Source organism: Bacillus sp. 1NLA3E, from assembly GCF_000242895.2.
In the GTDB taxonomy this organism is placed as follows: Bacteria; Bacillota; Bacilli; order Bacillales; family Cytobacillaceae; genus Bacillus_BU.
This window is the reverse complement of sequence record NC_021171.1, coordinates 3,646,003-3,664,183: the sequence shown is the minus strand read 5'-3', so window position 1 is coordinate 3,664,183 and position 18,181 is coordinate 3,646,003. Positions and strand designations below refer to the sequence as shown.

Below are 18,181 nucleotides of genomic sequence, written 5' to 3'. Positions count from 1 at the left end.
ACATGTCTGAACAGAAAACAGTTCGTTTTGTTATCACTCGACAAGATGGTCCTAATTCTGCCCCCTATCAGGAAGAATTTGTCATTCCTTATCGTCCGAATATGAACGTAATTTCCTCGTTAATGGAAATTCGTCGTAATCCGACAAATGTAAAAGGAGAAAAAACAACTCCGATTGCATGGGACATGAACTGTTTAGAAGAAGTTTGTGGTGCGTGTTCAATGGTGATTAATGGTAAACCACGCCAATCATGTACAGCGCTAATCGATCAACTGGAACAACCAGTTCGATTAGAGCCAATGCGCACATTCCCAATCGTTCGTGACTTACAGGTAGATCGTAGTCGGATGTTTGATTCCTTGAAAAAGGTTAAGGCATGGATTCCGATTGATGGAACGTATGATTTAGGACCAGGACCACGTATGCCTGAAAAGAAACGTCAATGGGCTTATGAGTTATCTAAATGTATGACTTGTGGTGTATGTTTAGAAGCGTGTCCAAATGTGAATAGTAAGTCAAACTTTATCGGTCCAGCACCGTTATCACAGGTTCGTTTATTTAATGCTCATCCAACAGGTGAAATGAATCGGTCTGAACGTTTAGATGCCATCATGGGTGAAGGTGGATTAACGAATTGCGGTAATTCGCAAAACTGCGTTCAATCCTGCCCGAAGGGTATTCCATTAACTACTTCAATTGCATCATTGAATCGTGAAACAACGTTCGCATCATTCCGTAATTTCTTTGGAAGCGACCAAATTTAATAAATTTAAACAAGCCCTTTTCCGATTTTGGAAAAGGGTTTTAAAATGATTAGCAAAAATCGGGCGATAAAGTTGTGATGTTCTTCTTAAAAAGCTTTCTCCATCAAGGAATTGTAGTCACTAGATAACTTTTACTCACATATGATATGGTGACTAAATATATACCCACCCCGCGGTTCATAGCTGGCGAAGGCAAGGAGGGTTACAGTACTTGAAAGAGAAAGAATATACTCACAAGCCATTACTCACCAAACGAGAAAGAGAAGTATTCGAACTGTTAGTCCAAGATAAAACAACAAAAGAAATTGCTGGTGAATTATTCATAAGCGAAAAGACAGTTCGAAATCATATTTCGAATGCCATGCAAAAGCTTGGCGTAAAGGGGCGCTCGCAAGCTGTTGTAGAGCTCCTTCGTATGGGAGAGCTAGAACTTTAATGAAGACCGGCTACCCGTAAGTAAAGGTGGCCGGTTAACATATTTATGATCTATCAAGTGACAATAGGCCGATGATTTTCACCATTTGCCTATTATTGTTGCTTGAAATTTTTTTGTAAAAGGTAGAAAATAAGAGGAAAAGTCCGAATCGTCAAAGTGCAAATGGGAGATGGATGAAATGAAAGTAGATGAGATGGGTCAGCAGGAAGTTTTCGCTGAGGTCGAAAAAGATCTGCGCTACATATCAGGAATAATAAAACAAAAGGGACGAGAAATCCTAAGTAATTACACGATTACACCTCCACAATTTGTTGCATTGCAATGGCTTTTTGAAGATGGTGACATGACAATAGGGGAACTTTCTAACAAAATGTTCTTAGCATGCAGCACGACCACTGACCTGGTAGACCGTATGGAGAAAAATAATCTAGTGGTTAGAGTGAAGGATTCATCAGATCGCCGTGTTGTTCGAATTCACCTGTTAGAAGAAGGAACAAGGATTATTGATGAAGTAATAAAAAAACGTCAGCTTTATTTAAAAGACGTGTTAAAGAATTTTTCAGATGAAGAGGTTTTTCAAATGAAAAACAGTTTAATCAAATTACACCAAGGTATGCGTGAAGAATGAGGCGATAAATTTGAATACACCAATTGGCATTATTGATTCAGGAGTCGGCGGCTTAACCGTTGCAAAAGAAGTGATGAGACAGCTCCCGTATGAAGAAATAGTATATTTAGGGGACACCGCGCGATGTCCTTATGGGCCTAGGTCTAGTGAAGAAGTTCAACTATTCACTTGGCAAATGACCCATTTTTTGTTGCGAAAAAATATTAAGATGCTGGTCATTGCTTGTAATACAGCAACAGCTGTCGTGTTAGAGCAAATTCAGAGTGAGCTTCCGATTCCTGTTATTGGTGTAATCAATCCTGGAGCCAGAGCTGCGCTAAAACATACTCATAATAATAAAATTGGCGTTATTGGGACTGAAGGAACAGTTAAAAGCAATGCGTACGAAAAAACGCTAAAATCGATTAATAAAATGATAAGTGTGAAGAGCCTAGCCTGTCCAAAATTTGTGCCATTGGTCGAAAGTGGTGAATACTTTGGTCCAGTGGCCAAAAAAATTGTTGCTGAGTCCCTACACCCATTAAAAAATGAAGGGCTAGATACGTTAATATTAGGTTGCACCCACTATCCTCTTTTAGAACCGGTTATAAAAAATATCATGGGGAATGGGGTTAGTGTCATTAGTTCTGGAGATGAAACCGCACGTGAGGTGAGCGCCATTCTATCATATAAAGGAATGTTGAATGATAATGAGGTTGAGCCTCATCATGAGTTTTATACGACAGGGTCTGGCCCGATTTTTGCAAAAATCGCTTCGGAATGGCTAGAGACCTCCATTGACGTTGTGGAAACTATTAAATTAGGCAAAAGGTTTGAATCATAGATTCAGACCTTTTTTTATATTAAATTTTTTCTAAGTCGGTCTAATTATGTGAAAAGCTCGTATACATGTAGTACAAACTGTCTTAGGAGGGATTTATGTGTCTTTAAATAAAAAATCTATTCTTTTTTCCGCTGTCTTGATATTCTCCTTACTTTTGTCAGGTTGCGGTCTGTTAGGTGGTGAGGCAACAAAAAAAATTGATCCTCCCCAAAACGTAACTTATGAAAGTAGTGATAAGGCAAGTTCTAAGGAAGCCAGTACAACAAAGAAGCAGTCAACTGAGGTCAAGAAAGAGGAAGATAAAAACGTGATGACAGAGCTATACTTAGTAGATAAAGAGGGCTATGTTGTTCCTCAAACATTAGCACTTCCGAAAACGACTGGAATTGCAAAACAAGCGATTGAATTTTTGGTTAAAGACGGACCGGTATCTGAAATGCTACCAAACGGATTTCAAGCCGTGATTCCAGCTGATACTCAGCCATCTGTTGATATTAAAGATGGTGTTGCGACAGTTGATTTTTCTAAGGAATTTAAAAACTATAAGGCAGATGAAGAGTTGAAAATTCTTCAGGCAATCACCTGGACGTTGACCCAATTTGATTCAGTAAAGTCAGTTAAACTTCAAATGAATGGAAAAGAATTAACCAAAATGCCTGTTAAAGGGACGCCAATCAACAACGGGTTGAGCAGAGCAGACGGTATTAACCTAGATACAAAGGATGTTGTAGATATTGCGAATACAAAGGCTGTGACCGTATATTATATTGGTGGGGAAGAAGGATCTTATTACTATGTCCCTGTTACTCGTAGAGTGGATAACAAAGTGAAGGATAATATTGAAGCAGCCATAAATGAATTGGTGGATGGACCCAATTATGCCTCTAGTCTTGCAACCGATTTTGTTTCAGGTGTAAAACTTCTCGATAAACCAAAGATTGAAAACGGGAAGGTAACATTAAACTTTAATAAATCTATTTATGGAAGCTTCAAAGAAAAAATTGTATCTGAACATTTATTAAATGCCCTTGTTCTTTCATTAACCGAACAAAAGGGGATTGAGAGTGTTTCCATTCTTGTAAATGGTAAGGCTGAGTTAGTAGATGAGCAAGGTAAAAAACTTTCTGCCCCAGTCACTCGTCCTGAAAAAGTAAATACAGGTAGTTTTTAAAAATTAATTTTTGTTATACTATATAATAAAAGATAAAAGAGGTTGGCAACTTTTGCCACCTCTTCTTTAATGAGAATGACGGGATGATTTGAAATATAATAAAAGATATTTGTAATAAAAGGAGGAAAAAAAGTGCGTTTTGATGGACGGGAAAATAATCAGCTTAGACCAGTAATGATTGAATCAAACTATTTAAAGCATCCAGAAGGATCAGTATTGATTTCTGTGGGTGATACAAAAGTAATTTGTAATGCCAGCGTGGAAGATCGAGTTCCACACTTTATGAGAGGAACTGGGAAAGGGTGGATTACTGCCGAATATTCTATGCTCCCCCGGGCAACAGAACAGCGGAACATCCGAGAATCTTCAAAAGGAAAAGTAACGGGAAGAACAATGGAAATACAGCGTTTAATTGGACGGGCATTAAGGGCAGTCGTTAATTTGGAAGCCTTAGGAGAAAAAACGATCTGGATAGATTGCGATGTGATCCAAGCAGATGGAGGAACGCGGACAGCTTCTATTACCGGGGCATTTGTGGCCATGACCCTAGCAGTGAGTAAATTACATCAGGAAAAAAGAATTTCAAAATTTCCAATTACAGACTTCCTAGCAGCGACAAGTGTAGGTGTCTTATCTGATGGAAAAGTAATTTTAGATTTAAATTACATAGAGGATTCAAAGGCCTTCGTCGATATGAACGTCGTCATGACAGGTAAAGGCGAATTTGTAGAATTGCAAGGAACAGGTGAAGAGTCTACCTTTACTTATAAGCAACTTCATGAGCTATTAGAAGTAGCTCAAAGTGGTGTGACTGAACTTTTTGAGGCTCAAAAGGCAGCTCTCGGAGAAAGTATTGTTAAGAGTATCGAAAAATAGATGAGAAAACATGAATATGGGGTTTACAATATTTCACTTCACAGGGGAGATATAAATTGAACGAGATTATTATTGCGACACAAAATAAGGGGAAAGCGAAAGAATTTGAGCAGATGTTTGCACCACGAGGATATAAAGTGCTGACACTTCTAGATTTTCCAGAGTTGAAAGATGTTGAGGAAACCGGAGCGACATTTGAGGAGAATGCCATTCTCAAGGCGGAAGCAATATCCCAGGCATTAGGAAAGATGGCGATTGCTGATGATTCTGGGCTTGTTGTCGATGCTTTAGCTGGAAAACCAGGGATTTATTCTGCTCGTTATGCAGGGGAAGAAAAGAATGATGAAGCCAATATTGATAAAGTACTAAAAGAATTAATAGAGATTCCTGATCAGAAGAGAACAGCCCATTTTTATTGTGCATTAGCTGTTGCTATTCCGGGTCAGGAAGCGTTTACGTTTTTTGGAACGTGTGAAGGTAAAATATTGCATGAGCGTAAGGGAACAAATGGTTTCGGATATGATCCGATCTTTTTTTCACTTGAAGAAAACCGCTCAATGGCAGAATTATCTGCTGAGGAAAAAAATCGAATAAGCCATCGGGCAAATGCCCTAAAAAAGCTGGACGAGCAGATTGATTTTTTCCTTGCAAAGGAAGCGGAACAATGACGAAAATATTAATAGTAAGTGACAGTCATCGATGGACCGAGGAGCTTGAGGCAGTAAAAAGGAAGCACCAGGCAGAGGTAGATTTGATGATCCATTGTGGCGATTCCGAGCTATCTGCTGATCAACCAGAAATGTCAGGTTTTGTGGTGGTAAGAGGAAATTGCGATTATGGTCAAGAGTTTCCAGAGGAGGCAGAGGTTGAAATAATTGGCCATAAAATTTTCGTGACACATGGACACCTCTTTGCGGTAAAGTCGACTTTGATGAATCTTTTTTATCGTGCTGAGGAATTAAATGCCGATATTGTTTGCTTTGGTCATTCGCATCAGCTCGGTATGGAGTTAATTGACGGAATCCTATTTATCAATCCGGGGAGTATAAGGCTGCCAAGGGGAAGAAAGGAACGTACCTATTGTCTACTTGAATTGAAGGAGGAAGCTGCAGATGTTCGTGTATATGATATACAAAAGGGTGAGATTCCTGAATTACGACAGCAATTTCCGCTTTCCATTCAGAAGTAATTATCCTATAATATAGAGGAAAGAAAATTCGTCTTTCCTCTAAATAAGTTTTCGATAAGTGTTGACATTTTCTTGTTAGACTAATATAATAAGAAATGTCCTTATTATAACAATGTCCCAGTAGCTCAGCTGGATAGAGCAACGCCCTTCTAAGGCGTGGGTCGGGAGTTCGAATCTCTCCTGGGACACTAATAAAAAAATGCCATGTCATATTAAAATGTACCCTATAGAGTAGACACTTAAAAAAAGTCTACCTATAGGGTACTTTTTTGTATAATTAAGAAACACAACTAGAGAAATACAACATGGGACTGGAGAATGGTTATGAGTAAAAGGATTTTTACAGAGAAAGAGATAAAGCTACTATCAGCTAATAATTACGTTAAATCTGTAAGTTCAAAGGGAATCACTTATACTGAGGAGTTTAAACATATTTTTATCGCAGAAAACGAAAATGGAAAGCAACCAAGGGAAATATTTGAGGAATGTGGGTTCGATATAGATATTATTGGTATGGATCGAGTTAGAGGATCGGGAAAGAGATGGCGTGCTAACTATCGTCAAAATGGGGTATCTGGGTTACGAGATACCAGAAAAGGGAACTCAGGAAGACCTAGTGAAAGAGAACTTAGCATAGAGGAGAAATACGTAAGATTGGAAGCTCAAAATAATTTATTAAGGGCAGAAAACGAACTCTTAAAAAAGATTCGTTTGGCAGGAAAGAGGATGAAGAAGAAGTAGTTCTCCCTTCTTTCCAAAAGTATCTTCTAATACGTTCAGTGATTGAAAAATATCGATTAAAACATATGGTGAGTTATTTATGTGATATATCAGGTGTATCAAGAAGTGGTTACTATAATTACTTCTCCCAAAAGTCACAAGAGCAAAGAAAGAGAAAAAATGAACAGGATGAAGAAGTGAAGGAAATCATCTTAAAAGCATTTCACTTCAAAAATCGTAAGAAAGGGGCACGCCAAATCAAAATGACATTGGCGGGTCAATTTAATGTTGTCTACAATTTAAAGCGTATACGACGAATCATGAAAAAGTTCAGCATTATATGCCCTATAAGAAAGGCAAATCCATATAAACGAATGATGAAAGCTACACAGGAACATCGTGTTGCCCCAAATCTCCTAAATAGAAAATTTAAGCAAGGGGTTCCAGGAAAGGTCCTCTTAACAGATATTACGTATCTTCATTTTGGCAAGGGGCTTAGAGCTTACTTATCGGCCATTAAAGACGGATCAACTGGTGAAATCCTAGCCTATCATGTATTAGATCGGATGACCATTGACTTAGCTACAGACACCCTCCTAAAACTAAAGAGAAACAAGAATTTCAAGAAAGCTAAGGACGCTTTAATACACTCAGACCAAGGCGTTCATTACACGCACCCTGACTTTCAAAAGATGGTAAAAAAATTGGGATTACGCCAGTCTATGTCAAGAAGAGGAAACTGTTGGGATAACGCTCCTCAAGAATCTTTCTTTGGCCATCTAAAGGATGAGGCCACTATTAAAGCATGTACAAATCTAGAAGAATTAAGAAAAGAAATTAAGCAATATATGATTTACTACAATCACTATAGATACCAATGGAATTTAAAAAAGATGACCCCTGTTCAATACAGAGATCATCTTCTTAAAACTGCCTAGGCTTTTTAAAAATGTCCTTTACAAAGGGTACACTTTATATTGACATGGTATTTTTTTGTGGTTTTAGGAAAAATTCCTTGCCTGTTTCCCATGTGAGAAAATCTGACATAAAAAACGTGTTTCTTCTATATAATAAAACATAACTTATCGTTCCAATAAGGAGCTCAATCTAATTTTTTGCAAAATCCCTCCATTTTGAAGCCTGAACGATCACTGTTGAACCTTTAAGCTGTGATCCTCTTGTTGATTTGTTAACTCCATTTTTTTGGTAAAATTTCATTGTAAATAGGAAAAAATCCCTATTAATAAATGGAAGAATAAAAAAAATCAAACTTTTTTAAAATTGTGTGAATGTGAATATATCAACAATGTAAGCGGATTCAATTGACGTAACTTATTATAATTATCAAATAATTACTAAAAATGGTGTTGACGAAGGCTTGAATTGGGCGTAAGATAATCCTCAAATATATAAACAAAATATTTTAAATCCTAGAAAAATAAAGACATGTATATAGGGAAATTCTACATTATATTTTCTGAATCTTTGATTAATTAGCTTCAATTGTTTTTATTCATTCTATCTGAATATGAAAAAACGATGAAGAGGATAAGTAATTTTATGAAATAGGGGTTAACAGAGAGCCGGATAAGCTGAGAACCGGTGATCCCGCATAAAATGAACTCACCTCTGAGTATCAGCCTGAAAGAGAAATCAAGTAGGGGTGGTCGGGTGTTTACACACACTCGTTACTAAAAAAGGAACAGAATGTAGTTCATGAGAGCACGCTAGAAAAGCGTGAACAAGGGTGGTACCGTGGAACAGGTTGCAAAGCCTTTTCATCCCTATGCCTAGAAGTAGTAGGCGAGTCGAGGGGGATGGGAGGGCTTTTTATATTGAAAAAAAATGGGATTAAAAGAGGAGGTCAACTCACGATGTTGCAAGGAGCTGCCTTTAAAGAAACGAAGGCGATCAAAAAGGCGTTAACTGGTGCAGACCTAATGCTAGAAGCGTTAAAAAAGGAAAATGTCGATGTGATTTTCGGATATCCTGGCGGTGCAGTCCTTCCGATTTATGACAAGCTGTATGATGCAAATATTCTCCATATTTTACCTAGGCATGAACAGGGAGGAATTCACGCAGCTGAAGGATACGCACGTATTACCGGTAAACCAGGTGTTGTGATTGCCACATCTGGACCGGGGGCAACAAATATTGTTACAGGATTGGCAGATGCATTTTTAGATTCCTTGCCACTCGTAGTTTTTACAGGTCAAGTAGCAACCGGTGTTATTGGCACTGACGCTTTCCAAGAGGCTGATATTTTAGGTATCACTACACCAATTACCAAATATAATTATCAAATTCGAAATACTGAAGATATCCCAAGAATTGTAAAAGAAGCTTTCTATATTGCTTCAAGTGGCAGACCGGGACCTGTCATCATTGATGTACCAAAAGATATTGCTGCAACAATAGTTGGGGAAATTCCTGCTGATGAAGAAATTAACCTTCCCGGCTACCAACCCAATCTTCAACCAAATTATTTACAGATCCGTAAATTGGTTGAAGCAGTAAGTAACGCAAAGCGTCCAGTCATTTTAGCGGGGGCAGGTATCCTGCATTCAAAAGCTTCAGCAGTATTAAAGCAATATGCTGAACAACAGCAAATTCCTGTTATTCATACACTACTAGGACTTGGCGGTTTTCCTGCAGATCATCCACTGTTCCTTGGATTGGCTGGTATGCATGGCTGCTACACTGCAAATATGGCCTTGTATGAATCTGACTTACTCATTAATATCGGTGCAAGATTTGATGATCGATTAACCGGGGATTTAAAGTCCTTTGCTCCAAACGCAGTTGTAGCACATATTGATATTGATCCAGCTGAAATAGGGAAAAATGTCCCAACTGAGATTCCAATTGTAGCTGATGCAAAAGAAGCAATAAAGCAGTTAGTTGAGAAAAATGGCACCAAACCCGTTCATGATGAATGGATGAATACTTTAAACACATGGAAAGAAAAGTATCCATACCACTATGAAAATAGCAAGGAATTGAAGCCACAAAGAGTTATGGAAATGTTATATGAAAAAACAAAGGGTGAAGCAACCGTCGTAACCGACGTTGGCCAGCATCAAATGTGGGCAGCTCAATATTATAAATTTAATAAAGCTGATAAATGGGTAACCTCAGGGGGCTTAGGCACAATGGGGTTTGGACTACCAGCCAGTATTGGAGCTCAGCTTGCTGATCGTGAAGCGAAAGTTTTAGCGATATGTGGTGATGGTGGATTCCAGATGTCCACACAAGAATTAATGGTCATTTCTGAGTTGAATTTACCAATCAAAATTGTTATTTTAAACAATCAATCTCTTGGTATGGTTCGACAATGGCAAGAAATCTTTTATGAAGAAAGATATTCTCACAGTAAAATTCCTGGTCAGCCCCAGTTTGAAAAGTTGGCTGAAGCATATGGAATCAAAGGATATACGATTTCCACTGAAGAGGAAGCTGAGCGTATCTTAACTGAGGTGATTAACAGCCCTGAACCAGTGCTGTTAGATTTCAGAGTTTCACCGACTGAAAATGTATACCCAATGGTCGCACCTGGGAAGGGGCTCCATGAAATGGTAGGTGTTAAGGAATGAAACGAATTATTTCATTAACAGTATTGAATCGTCCTGGAGTCCTTAATCGAATTACTAATTTATTTTCAAAACGTAATTACAACATTGAAAGTATTTCAGTTGGTCATTCAGAGCAGGAGGATATCTCTAGAATCACTTGTGTAGTTAACGTTGATAATGATGGTGTTATTGAACAGGTTACCAAACAATTAAACAAACAAATTGATGTATTAAAGGTAACTGATATCACCGAACAGTCGATTGTTGCAAGGGAACTTGCGCTGATTAAGGTGTTGTCGCTTCCGCATACACGTGGTGAGATTTACTCTTTGATTGAACCGTTCCGCGCTTCTGTTATTGATGTAAGTAAAGATAGTATGGTGATTCAAATTACCGGCGAATCCGAAAAAATAGAAGCTTTTATCGAATTAATCAGACCATACGGAATAAAAGAATTAGCTAGGACTGGAACGACTGCGTTCTCTCGTGGAACACAACGCTCCTCTAATACTCAAAAAAATATATCCATTTTATAAAAAAAGGCAATGTTAAAGCTCATTGTTGATTGGAGCGCCTTTCGCTGTAATCAACAGGCAAGTCTAACGCTGCCTATAAAAAAACAAAAATAACTAGGATGAAAAAGGAGAAGATTACAATGGCAAAAATGTACTATAACGGGGACGCAAACGCAGCATATTTACAAGGGAAAACAGTAGCAGTAATTGGATATGGCTCACAAGGTCATGCTCATTCACAAAACATGAGAGAAAGCGGAGTAAACGTAATCATCGGCCTTAGACAAGGTGGATCTTGGAACAAAGCAGTTGAAGATGGTTTTGAAGTATATTCTGTAGCTGAAGCAACTGCAAAAGCAGATGTAGTAATGATCCTTCTTCCAGATGAGCGTCAAACACAAGTTTACAATGAAGAAATCAAACCAAATTTAACAAACCAAGCGTTAATGTTTGCTCACGGCTTTAACATTCACTTCAATCAAATCAAAGCTCCAAAAGAGAGCGATGTATTATTAGTTGCACCAAAAGGTCCAGGACATTTAGTGCGCCGTACATATACAGAGGGCGCAGGCGTTCCTGCATTATTCGCAATTTACCAAGATGCTACTGGTGAAGCAAAAGAATTAGCTCTTGCTTATGCTCAAGCAATTGGTGCTTTAAGAGCTGGTGTGCTTGAAACAACATTTAAAGAAGAAACAGAAACAGATCTTTTCGGAGAGCAAGCTGTTCTTTGTGGTGGAGTATCTGCCCTAGTAAAAGCTGGTTTTGAAACATTAGTTGAAGCTGGTTACCAACCTGAAATTGCATACTTCGAGTGTTTCCATGAATTAAAATTAATCGTTGATTTAATGTACGAAGGTGGATTAGCTAACATGCGCTATTCTATTTCTGACACAGCTCAATGGGGCGATTTTGTAACTGGACGTCGAATTGTTACACCTGCTGTTAAAGCAGAAATGGGAGCAGTGTTAAAGGATATTCAAGAAGGTCGTTTTGCAAAAGGCTGGATTTTAGAAAACCAAGCTGGTCGTCCAGAATTCACTGCCATCAATGCTAGAGAAAATGAACATCAAATCGAGCAAGTGGGTAGAGAATTAAGAAAAATGATGCCGTTCGTAAACCAAAAGAATAAGGAAGTGGTTGCCGGTGCAAAAAATTAATATCTTCGATACAACGTTAAGAGATGGAGAGCAATCAGCCGGGGTTAATCTTAACCTTTCAGAAAAGCTTGAAATTGCCAGGCAACTGGAGCGCGTGAACGTAGATATTATTGAAGCCGGCTTCCCAGCAGCTTCAAAGGGTGACTTTTTATCCGTTCAAAAAATTGCCCAAACAATTAGAGGCTGTTCGGTTACTGGTTTAGCCCGTGCGGTCATTAATGATATTGATGCAGCGTGGGAATCACTTAAAGATGGAGCAGAACCGAGGTTGCATACTTTTCTTGCAACCTCTCCGATCCATCGGGAATACAAATTAAGACAAACAAAAGAACAGGTTATTGAGACGGCTGTAGAAACCGTCAAATACGCTGCTAAAAAGTTCCCGATTATCCAGTGGTCTGCAGAAGATGCAAGCCGAACTGAATTACCATATTTAGCTGAAATTGTTGAGGCAGTTATTCAAGCAGGAGCAAAAGTAATTAATCTACCTGATACAGTTGGGTACGGTACTCCACAGGAATACGGCAATATGTTTGCATACTTAAGAGAAAACGTACCATCGATTCATAAAGTAAGCCTTTCAACGCACTGTCACGATGACTTAGGAATGGCTGTTGCTAACTCTTTAGCTGCTGTTGAAAATGGAGCTACTCAAGTGGAAGGTACTTTTAATGGGATTGGTGAGCGCGCCGGTAATGCGGCACTTGAAGAAGTTATTATGGCACTTTATATTCGTAAAGATTTCTATAAGGCAGAATCACGGATTGTTTTGAACGAAATCTTCCGAACTAGTACATTAATCAGCAAGTTGACTGGAATGCCGATACCGGCAAATAAAGCGGTAGTTGGTCGAAATGCCTTCGCTCATGAATCAGGCATCCATCAAGATGGGGTTTTAAAGGAAAAAACTACTTACGAAATCATTTCTCCAGAATTAGTCGGTGTAAAATCCAATTCATTAGTTCTTGGAAAGCATTCCGGTCGACATGCATTTAAAATGCGCTTAAGTGAACTAGGGCTTAATGTCCCAGATGAAGAGATTCCACATTTATTTAGTATTTTCAAGGAATTGGCTGATCGAAAGAAAGAAATGACAGATGATGACCTAGTTGCGATTGTTCTTGATGAAAGACTTTCTAAGGACCAAGATCATTTCTACGAATTAAAGTCTGTTCAAATCCAAAATAATTCTGATCAAGTTCATACAGCGACTGTCACATTGTCAGGACGCGATAATGAATTCATTGAAGAATCCTCTACCGGTGCCGGAAGCGTTGAAGCACTTTATAATACTTTGGAACGTTGTGTCAAGGAACATGTTCACTTGCTTGATTACCGCATCCAATCTGTTGGTGCAGGACGCGATGCACTCGCTCAAGTATTTGTGAATTTAAATTATGCAGGAAAAGAATCAAGCGGACGTGGGCTTGCCCAAGATGTGATCGAAGCATCAGCGAAAGCTTATTTAAATGCAGTCAACAGAGTGATTTATTTAGAAGACCAAACTCATGCACTTCCAGAGGGGCTAATTTAATTAGAAAAGCGCAAGCGCCCGGTAAGCGACGTATGGACTGGAGCTCTCTGACTGAGATAAAGGAAACACGAAGAGCGGAAGCGATTCGATGTTGACTTATCGTAGGGAAGAGAGTGAAGTTCACTAGGCGCTGGGCGCTGGAGCTGGACAATTTTCAAAGGTTAAAATTTATTCTTACTTGATAACAAAGGGGATGGAATTCCGTGGAAAAACGTATTGCTGTTTTACCCGGTGATGGAATTGGTAAAGAGGTAACAAACGGAGCGATTGCAGTATTGCAGGCAATTGGCGAACGTTTCAATCATCAATTTAACTTTTCATATGGGAAAATTGGCGGTAATGCTGTAGATACAGACGGTTCTCCATTACCGCAAGAAACGATTGAGCTTTGTAAAGAAAGTGATGCTGTACTATTAGGTGCTGTTGGTGGACCACAATGGGATAACATCAAAGTTGAACTTCGCCCAGAGCAGGGCCTTTTAAAGATTCGTAAAGAGCTAAATTTGTATGCCAATCTTAGGCCCACAAACTATTATCGCAGTTTAGCAGATTCTTCACCTCTTCGTAAAGAGATCATTGAAGGCATCGATATTTTGATGGTACGAGAGCTTACTGGTGGAATCTACTTTGGGACTCCAAGAGAACGGACACAACGAAATGGCGAAGATGGCGCACTTGATACTTTATACTATTCTCGTAGAGAAATTGAAAGAGTCATTCGCACGGCATTTGAATTAGCAAGTAACCGTAGCAAAAAGGTTACATCTGTTGATAAAGCAAATGTTTTGGAATCAAGCAGACTGTGGCGTGAAGTGGCGGAGGAGATTGCTAAGGAATTTCCAGAAGTCAAGTTAAACCACATGCTTGTCGATAATGCAGCGATGCAAATTATTAAAAATCCGAAGCAATTTGATGTGGTCGTAACTGAAAATATGTTTGGAGATATTTTAAGTGATGAAGCTTCCGTGTTAACAGGTTCGTTAGGAATGCAACCGTCAGCAAGTATATCAGAGAATGGTCCGTATTTATATGAACCAATCCATGGTTCAGCCCCCGATATTGAAGGGCAAAATCTTGCCAATCCAATTGGGGCAATTCTTTCAGCAGCCATGATGCTTCGTGTATCTTTTGGATTAACAAAAGAAGCACATGCAATTGAATGTGCAGTAAATCAAGTGCTTGATTCTGGCTATCGAACAGCTGATGTCGCACAAGCAGACAGTAAAAAAGTCTCTACCACTGCAATGATTGAGGAAATTAAGGCGACCATTCTTGATACTGAAGCCTTATTAAAAATCATGAATTGTTACGCGTAAGTCATACCCTCATTTTTTAATCGGGAAAAAAGAATAAAAGGAAAAGGGGGAAAATACATGGGGAAATCAATTATCGAAAAAATCTGGGCTAACCACATCGTTCATCAAGAAGACGGTAAACCAGATTTATTATATATCGACTTGCATCTTGTTCATGAAGTGACCTCTCCGCAGGCATTTTCTGGATTAAGATTAAAAAAACGTCAGGTGAGAAGACCTGATAAGACTTATGCTACGATGGACCATAATGTGCCGACCGATAATCCTTTTGAAATAAAGGATTCAGTGGCGTTAAATCAAATTACCACACTTGAGAAAAACTGTGGTGAATTTAATATTACATTAGCTGATTTGGAAAGTCCGGAACAGGGGATTGTCCATGTTATTGGACCTGAATTAGGCTTAACACAACCTGGAAAAACGATCGTTTGTGGTGACAGCCATACGTCAACTCATGGTGCTTTTGGTGCACTTTCATTCGGTATTGGTACTAGTGAAGTGGAACACGTCCTTGCAACCCAAACCTTGTGGCAAACGAAGCCAAAAACGTTGAAATTAGAAATTAACGGAAGTTTGGCTCCTGGTGTAACAGCAAAAGATGTTATCCTGTTCATCATTGCAAAATATGGTATTAATTTCGGAACTGGTTATGTTATCGAATATTGTGGTTCTGTTATTCGCAATATGTCCATGGAAGAGCGGATGACGGTTTGCAATATGTCTATTGAGGGAGGAGCAAGAGCTGGTCTTGTTAGTCCTGATGAAACTACATTCTCCTATTTAAAAGGAAGAAAGTATGTGCCAACTGGTGAGCAGTTTGATCTGTCTGTTGCAGAATGGCGCGAGCTTGCATCTGATGAAGATGCTGAGTATGACGAAATTATTGCTATTGATGGGACTAGTATCTCACCAATGGTTAGTTGGGGAACAAATCCTTCTATGACTGCACCAGTTGACGGCAGAGTGCCACTATTATCTGAATGCAGTAGTGAAAACGATCGGAAAGCTGTGGAGCGTGCGATTCAATATATGGGATTAAAAGAAGGCCAAAATATTGAAGACATTGCTGTTCAGCATGTGTTCATTGGATCCTGTACGAATTCACGGATTGAGGATTTGCAGGCTGCTGCAGAAGTGATTAAAGGAAGAAAAGTACACCAAAACGTTCGGGCCCTTGTTGTTCCAGGGTCACAGCAGGTAAAAGCACAAGCCGAAGCAGAAGGTTTGGATAAAGTATTCACAGATGCAGGATTTGAGTGGAGACATGCAGGTTGCAGTATGTGCCTTAGTATGAATTCAGACATTGTTCCGGCTGGGGAACATTGTGCCTCTACTTCAAATCGTAATTTTGAAGGAAGACAAGGCTCAGGTGCTCGAACACACTTAGTAAGTCCAGAAATGGCCGCAGCTGCTGCAATTTATGGTCATTTTGCAGATGTTAGAAACCTAGCAACTTCCGAAGCCCTTTAAAAGCGGAAGCGCCAGGTTAGCGAAGTCAACTAGTCGTTGGGCGCTGAAGCTAGACAATAGAACATAGTGATTTAAAAACATAATTTGAGAGGAGGCGCTGTTTTTGAGCGGTTTTAAGGAACTTAACGGAAAAGCCATTGCACTTGATCGTGTGAATGTTGATACGGATCAAATCATTCCAAAACAATTTCTTAAAAGAATAGAAAAAACAGGTTTTGGCCAATTTCTTTTCTATGATTGGCGCTTCAAATCTGATGGTGAATTAAATCCAGAGTTTGAACTAAATTTTCCAGAAAACCAAGGTGCTTCAATATTAATAACAAATGAGAATTTTGGTTGTGGTTCATCACGTGAACATGCACCATGGGCTTTGTTAGATTTTGGCTTTCAAGTCATCATTTCAACCTCATTTGCTGATATCTTTCACCAAAACTGTTTGAAAAATGGAATCTTACCTATTAGGGTGACCCCAGAGGAAATCAAATATCTATTAGAAGCGGCTACAAATCAGCCATACAATTTGACAATTGATCTTGAGCAACAAGTTGTGAAGGACGATAAGGGATTTTTAGCATCATTCGTCATTTCTCCATATTGGAAAAATATGCTCCTTAACGGATGGGATGAAATAGAAATCACTCTTCAAATTCAAGATGAAATCTCGGAATATGAAAAAGCAGGTTCCGGTAAATAAGTGAAATAAGATTCACAGAGAAAGTCTGTGGATCTTTTTTTATCAACTTTTTTACCCCGTTTTTGTTTTTTTTTAACTCCCGTGCTAAACTTACCTCAACCAATTAAAAAGGGAGTTTAAAGGATGAAAAAACGGGATCGATTAATAAAAATGGATAATGTAATACTCTTTCCCGATTACGATAAACGATTAATGGAAAAGGGCCTCGACCGATTGCATGAAAAAAAATATCGAGAAGCAATTGAACTGTTATCAGAAGCTAAGTGTTTTAATCCTGATGGTGAGGATATATACGTTGGATTGGTTCTAGCCTATTTTGAATCAGGAAATTTAGTAGAAGCAAATAGATTAGCAAAAGAGATGCTCCAAGCGGGTATTGGGGAATACTTCCATATAGTTGATATGTACATAATGATATTGGTCCAACAGCATCAGTATGAAGAAATAGTTTTGACAATTGAGGCTTTATTAGAAGAAAGGGAGGTACCTTCTGAAAAATTGGACCATTTTATGAAGATGCTTCAATTTAGCCGGAAAATGGTTCAGGAAAAACCTGAGTTTCCTGAACCAATCCCCTCAGAACAAGAAGAAGAGGAACTAGAATTCGATTTATTCGATTTTTTTGATCAGGGCGATCAAGTGCAAATTGCAGGTAAGTTAGCAAATCATAATGCTCGTTATTATATAGAAGAAATTTCTAATTATATAGCTTCTGAAAAAGGAGATCCCTTTTTCAAAACAATGCTTTTAAATGTATTAAAGGATCAAGACTATGACAAAGAAATCATAGTTGAGAAGTTTGAAAGGCATTTAACCATCATACCAAACCAATTATATGATGTTCAACTTCATCCAGATTTATTATCTATTATTGAGCAGGTAACCGAGGTTCTTGAAAATAATAATCCGATTCTGTTAGACAGTATAAAACAATTAATGGAACGATATTTTTTCTTGCTGTACCCCTTTAGGACCGAAATAGATTTACCACGAGCATGGGCGGCAGCCTTTCATTTTGTAACTCTGGCCTATTTTGGTCAAGAGGAAAAGCTAGATAAGATAGCGGAAATGTACCGTGCTGAAGAAAAAAATGTAAGTGAAGCAATTAGTTTGATTAGCAGAATAGAAGAAATTTCTTACCCGTAATTAAGGCTTGGCAGTTGAAACACAAGGATCGTATGTTATAATATAATGGTTGTATTGTGTGGAAAATAGGGAAAATACTTATTTAATGGGATTTATCTTGTATACGAAGATAGTTTCAATCCAATCCGTTAAGAATGAAAAACGAGAATAGATTGTTGGAGGGAAAA

At 38.6% G+C, this 18,181-nt stretch carries 17 protein-coding genes, 1 tRNA gene and 1 other annotated feature; all 18 genes read left to right on the top strand.

The window, feature by feature from the left end:
- Nucleotides 1-2 precede the first annotated feature (2 nt).
- The 18 genes from sdhB to B1NLA3E_RS17470 all read left to right on the top strand — a co-directional run bounded on the left by sdhB (nucleotide 3) and on the right by B1NLA3E_RS17470 (nucleotide 18,014).
- Nucleotides 3-764, top strand: a complete 762-nt coding sequence (gene sdhB / locus B1NLA3E_RS17560; protein WP_015595180.1) for a succinate dehydrogenase iron-sulfur subunit — start codon at nucleotides 3-5, stop codon at nucleotides 762-764.
- A 211-nt stretch (nucleotides 765-975) separates the two neighbouring features.
- Nucleotides 976-1,200, top strand: coding sequence for a spore germination transcription factor GerE (gene gerE / locus B1NLA3E_RS17555; RefSeq protein WP_015595179.1), 225 nt, complete (start codon nucleotides 976-978; stop codon nucleotides 1,198-1,200).
- Nucleotides 1,201-1,378: 178 nt separating this feature from the next.
- Nucleotides 1,379-1,828 (top strand): MarR family winged helix-turn-helix transcriptional regulator, encoded by a 450-nt coding sequence (locus tag B1NLA3E_RS17550; RefSeq protein ID WP_015595178.1) that lies wholly within the window; start codon nucleotides 1,379-1,381, stop codon nucleotides 1,826-1,828.
- A 10-nt stretch (nucleotides 1,829-1,838) separates the two neighbouring features.
- Nucleotides 1,839-2,651 carry a glutamate racemase gene (gene racE / locus B1NLA3E_RS17545; RefSeq protein ID WP_015595177.1) on the top strand — a complete coding sequence of 271 codons (813 nt, stop codon included), beginning with the start codon at nucleotides 1,839-1,841 and terminating at the stop codon, nucleotides 2,649-2,651.
- Between the two features lie 97 nt (nucleotides 2,652-2,748).
- On the top strand, nucleotides 2,749-3,822 hold the full coding sequence (locus B1NLA3E_RS17540) for a GerMN domain-containing protein (protein ID WP_015595176.1): 1,074 nt from the start codon (nucleotides 2,749-2,751) through the stop codon (nucleotides 3,820-3,822).
- A gap of 132 nt (nucleotides 3,823-3,954) precedes the next feature.
- Nucleotides 3,955-4,698 (top strand): ribonuclease PH, encoded by a 744-nt coding sequence (gene rph, locus B1NLA3E_RS17535; RefSeq protein WP_015595175.1) that lies wholly within the window; start codon nucleotides 3,955-3,957, stop codon nucleotides 4,696-4,698.
- A gap of 56 nt (nucleotides 4,699-4,754) precedes the next feature.
- Entirely contained in the window at nucleotides 4,755-5,366 is a 612-nt protein-coding gene (locus tag B1NLA3E_RS17530; protein ID WP_015595174.1) for an XTP/dITP diphosphatase, read from the top strand.
- Nucleotides 5,363-5,887 carry a metallophosphoesterase family protein gene (locus tag B1NLA3E_RS17525; RefSeq protein ID WP_015595173.1) on the top strand — a complete coding sequence of 175 codons (525 nt, stop codon included), beginning with the start codon at nucleotides 5,363-5,365 and terminating at the stop codon, nucleotides 5,885-5,887. Before B1NLA3E_RS17530 ends, B1NLA3E_RS17525 begins: the two co-directional genes overlap by 4 nt.
- Nucleotides 5,888-6,001: 114 nt before the next feature.
- A tRNA-Arg gene (locus B1NLA3E_RS17520) sits at nucleotides 6,002-6,075 on the top strand.
- Between the two features lie 136 nt (nucleotides 6,076-6,211).
- Nucleotides 6,212-7,545 (top strand): IS3 family transposase gene (locus B1NLA3E_RS24290; RefSeq protein WP_442852646.1). Its coding sequence is split into 2 segments (ribosomal slippage): nucleotides 6,212-6,608 and nucleotides 6,608-7,545, totalling 1,335 coding nucleotides; the frame shifts between segments, so codons are not numbered across the junction.
- A gap of 592 nt (nucleotides 7,546-8,137) precedes the next feature.
- Nucleotides 8,138-8,396, top strand: a binding site (T-box leader).
- An 85-nt stretch (nucleotides 8,397-8,481) separates the two neighbouring features.
- On the top strand, nucleotides 8,482-10,200 hold the full coding sequence (gene ilvB, locus B1NLA3E_RS17505; protein WP_041581180.1) for an acetolactate synthase large subunit: 1,719 nt from the start codon (nucleotides 8,482-8,484) through the stop codon (nucleotides 10,198-10,200).
- Complete coding sequence (gene ilvN, locus B1NLA3E_RS17500) at nucleotides 10,197-10,715, top strand: acetolactate synthase small subunit (RefSeq protein WP_015595169.1); 519 nt, start codon at nucleotides 10,197-10,199, stop codon at nucleotides 10,713-10,715. The genes ilvB and ilvN overlap by 4 nt, the downstream gene beginning before the upstream one ends.
- 119 nt (nucleotides 10,716-10,834) lie before the next feature.
- A complete protein-coding gene (gene ilvC, locus B1NLA3E_RS17495) occupies nucleotides 10,835-11,854 on the top strand; it encodes a ketol-acid reductoisomerase (protein ID WP_015595168.1) in 1,020 nt (339 codons plus the stop codon).
- On the top strand, nucleotides 11,841-13,388 hold the full coding sequence (locus B1NLA3E_RS17490; protein WP_015595167.1) for a 2-isopropylmalate synthase: 1,548 nt from the start codon (nucleotides 11,841-11,843) through the stop codon (nucleotides 13,386-13,388). The genes ilvC and B1NLA3E_RS17490 overlap by 14 nt, the downstream gene beginning before the upstream one ends.
- A gap of 203 nt (nucleotides 13,389-13,591) precedes the next feature.
- Entirely contained in the window at nucleotides 13,592-14,704 is a 1,113-nt protein-coding gene (gene leuB, locus B1NLA3E_RS17485) for a 3-isopropylmalate dehydrogenase (protein WP_015595166.1), read from the top strand.
- Nucleotides 14,705-14,761: 57 nt separating this feature from the next.
- Entirely contained in the window at nucleotides 14,762-16,174 is a 1,413-nt protein-coding gene (leuC, locus tag B1NLA3E_RS17480) for a 3-isopropylmalate dehydratase large subunit (RefSeq protein ID WP_015595165.1), read from the top strand.
- A gap of 103 nt (nucleotides 16,175-16,277) precedes the next feature.
- Complete coding sequence (gene leuD / locus B1NLA3E_RS17475) at nucleotides 16,278-16,868, top strand: 3-isopropylmalate dehydratase small subunit (RefSeq protein ID WP_015595164.1); 591 nt, start codon at nucleotides 16,278-16,280, stop codon at nucleotides 16,866-16,868.
- Between the two features lie 123 nt (nucleotides 16,869-16,991).
- Nucleotides 16,992-18,014, top strand: a complete 1,023-nt coding sequence (locus B1NLA3E_RS17470) for a tetratricopeptide repeat protein (protein WP_015595163.1) — start codon at nucleotides 16,992-16,994, stop codon at nucleotides 18,012-18,014.
- Nucleotides 18,015-18,181 lie beyond the last annotated feature (167 nt).